Genomic DNA, 3,100 nt, shown 5'->3' on the forward strand with positions numbered 1-3,100 from the left:
CGCCGAAGGCGGTCATACCGAAGTCGTCAAAGCCTTGATGGAGGCCGGGGCGGACACTGCGGTCAAAGACCGCCGGGGCAATACCGCCCTGCACTGGGCTGCCGGAGAGGGCCACCTGGAGACCGCCACGGCCATGATCGAGGGGGGAGTGGAGGTTGATCCCGAGAATACCAGCGGCTATACGCCCATGTTGTCGGCCTGGCAGTACCAGCGCCAGGATGTTGTTGATTACCTGATTGCCAACGGCGCAGAAGACCGTCGCCGCAAAGACTAGCCGCCCATGCTCGCCCGGTATGTCTAAAGGATATAACATGATACCGTCCAGCCCGCACAGGCGCCCCCAGCAGCCCTGTCAGGCCCGAAAATGGTCCGTATTGACGGCCATCCAACTCAAGGTAAACCACGAATTTTTGGCATCTAATTTGCTCTTTTCATAGTACACAACTCTGCACATCAACAGGCCCGAGGTGGGGCGTGGAAACGGGGGTGATCCTATGGAAAAAGCGGTGTCCCAAACAGCGGCGAATGCATATACGCTTGGGGAAGCTTCATGCGCAATTCTGCCCGAACAGTTCTGGGCTCCGGCCCACAGGCTGGAGAGCGGAGAACTCGCGCTGATGCGGGCGGTCCTCGAGGACGCCATCACATGTTTGCAGAAGCAAGGTCTGAAGAGCAGCCGACGAGCCCAGCGCCTGGCCAGAGAAGCCGAAGAATGGATTTTTTCGGACGAAGCGAGCTGGCCCTTTTCCTTTGTCAATATCTGCGCGGCCTTGGGGCTGGAGCCGGGGTATATTCGCCGGGAACTGAAACGCTGGTGTAAACAGGTCGGATATCAGCGCCAACTCCTGGCCCGGCCATGTTCGTCCACCGACACTCCAGACCGGTCGCTTGTCGCGGTCCGGACGAGGAATCGACATGCAAGTCGGCATGATTGGCCTGGGACGCATGGGAGCAAACCTGGTTCGCAGACTCCTGCTGGGCGGGCACGAGTGTGTAGTCTACGATCAGGAGTCTGGCAGGATAGGCCAGCTGCTTGATGAGGGAGCGCGCGGAGCGAGCGCTGTCAGCGACCTGCTCCAACACCTCAGCCCGCCCCGTGTCGTGTGGCTCATGCTGCCGGCCGGTTCGGTCACCGAAGAGCTTGTGTCGGTCGTGGCTGAGGGCTTGGCGGCCGGAGACATCATCATTGACGGGGGGAACAGCTATTTCAAAGACGATATTCGGCGCGCTCAGGCTCTACAGCCAAAGGGGATTCACTATCTTGATGTGGGCACCAGCGGCGGGGTGTGGGGCCTGGAGCGCGGCTATTGCCTGATGATCGGTGGGCCTGAGGCTGTTGTCCGGCAGCTTGAGCCGATCTTTCGCAGCCTTGCCCCGGGACGGGACCAGGCAGCCCCCACGCCAGGCCGAACCTCGGGCGGAACCGCCGAGCATGGCTATGTGTACTGCGGACCGACCGGGGCCGGCCACTTTGTGAAAATGATCCACAACGGGATTGAATACGGGCTGATGCAAGCCTATGCCGAGGGTTTTGATATTCTGCGCAGCGCCAATCAGCCCGGCCTGCCCGAAGACTACCGCTACGAGTTCAATCTGGCCGATATTGCCGAGGTCTGGCGCCGTGGCAGCGTGGTCTCTTCGTGGCTGCTCGACCTGACGGCGACGGCGCTGGCCGAGAGTCCCGAGCTTGAGGCCTATAGCGGGCTTGTCGAAGACTCGGGCGAGGGACGCTGGACGGTGATGACCGCAGTTGAGGAAGCCGTGCCGGCCCAGGTCTTGTCCGCGGCTCTGTCCGCCCGCTTCCGATCTCGCCGCAGCCCGACGTTTGCCGACAAGCTGCTGTCGGCCATGCGCCGGAAGTTTGGCGGCCACGACGAGGGGAAACCGAAAACCTGAGCAGCCGACTCAATCACTGCACGGAATCGGGACTCTGCCCCTCAACTCCAGCTGCCTCAATAATCACAAAATTCTGGCTTGCCTCCTGCCACTCGACCGTCACCGTTGTGTCCGGCTCGGGGAAGTCAGGCAGATCGTACACGCCACTCGCGCCGGTCAGGAAGGTCTCGCCCAGGGTGGTAACGGTGAACGTTGCCCGCCCCAGCTCTTTGCCGTCGGCCAAGGCCCGCACTGTGTGCTCGCCGTCGCCGAATGCGTTCCAGTTCAGCCGCAGTCCGAAGCCGGTGTTGCTGTCGTCGCATCGCTCCGCCGTGTCCTCCCGACTCGCGCCATAGGCGGCTGCAAAGGTCGCCGTGCCGTCAATCTCGATCTCCACCTGCTCGGCCCCACATACCCAGCCTGACACGAGGCCGATCCCGCTCTGGAACGAGCCGGCAAGAGGATTTTCCAGCGCGCCGGGCAGCTCGCTCTTGACGGGTGGATCGCTCTGGGTGGGCTCACTCTCCTCCGAGGGCTCAGTCTCGGTTTCGGGCTCAGTCTCGGCAGGGGGTGAAACCGGGACAATCACAAAGTTCTGCAACGCCTGTTGCCATACGAGCCGTATCTGCCGACCCGTATCGGGAAAGTCGCTCAGCAGGTAGTCGCCCTGTCCGCCTGTCAGGAACTCCACGCCGAACGTTGTCACGCTCAAGGTGGCCGTGCCGAACTCCAGCCCATCGGCCAGGACCCGCACGGTATGCTTGCCGTCGCCAAGCAGGTTCCAGTTCATCCCCAGGACGAAGCCGTTATTGCGGTCGCCGCAGGGCTCAAGGCTGTCCTCCCGGTCGGTGCCGTAGGGAACGCTCAGGACGGCCTCGCCGTCAATCTCCAGCTCGATCTGCTCGGCCTCACACACCCAGCCCGAGATGAACCCGATACCGCTGCGGAAGGTCTCAGACCCCGGGATATCCAGGGCGCCAACGACGAAGTTGACGACGAGTGTGTACTGTCCGGTCGTGGCGCCATAGCCCCGCACCGCTACCTCATACATCCCGGCGGCGACAGGGGCGACCAGCAAGAAATTCTGGTCGTCGCCGCTATCGTCGTCTCTGGCTATCTCCTCACCCGCCTGCCACAGGGTCCCGACGGTGTCCATATTGCCGGTTGTCTCGACCGTCAGCGTTCCGGCTTGGGGTACGGCAATCCGGAAGTAATCGACATCGCC

3 protein-coding genes are annotated in these 3,100 nt (G+C 62.4%); 2 read left to right on the forward strand and 1 reads right to left on the reverse strand.

The features are described from left to right. Both J4F42_22035 and gnd read left to right on the forward strand, forming a co-directional pair. On the forward strand, positions 1-274 hold a 274-nt coding region (locus J4F42_22035), incomplete at its 5' end, for an ankyrin repeat domain-containing protein (protein ID MCE2488203.1). A 641-nt stretch (positions 275-915) separates the two neighbouring features. Continuing rightward, the gene (gnd, locus tag J4F42_22040; GenBank protein MCE2488204.1) at positions 916-1,896 is read left to right on the forward strand and encodes a decarboxylating 6-phosphogluconate dehydrogenase; all 981 of its coding nucleotides are present in this window, start codon (positions 916-918) and stop codon (positions 1,894-1,896) included. Positions 1,897-1,909: 13 nt separating this feature from the next. Here gnd and J4F42_22045 read toward each other — a convergent pair. Further along, positions 1,910-3,100, reverse strand: a 1,191-nt coding sequence (locus J4F42_22045; protein MCE2488205.1) for a hypothetical protein, incomplete at its 5' end; no start/stop codon positions are given.

This window comes from Desulfurellaceae bacterium, from assembly GCA_021296095.1.
In the GTDB taxonomy this organism is placed as follows: Bacteria; Desulfobacterota; Binatia; order Bin18; family Bin18; genus JAAXHF01.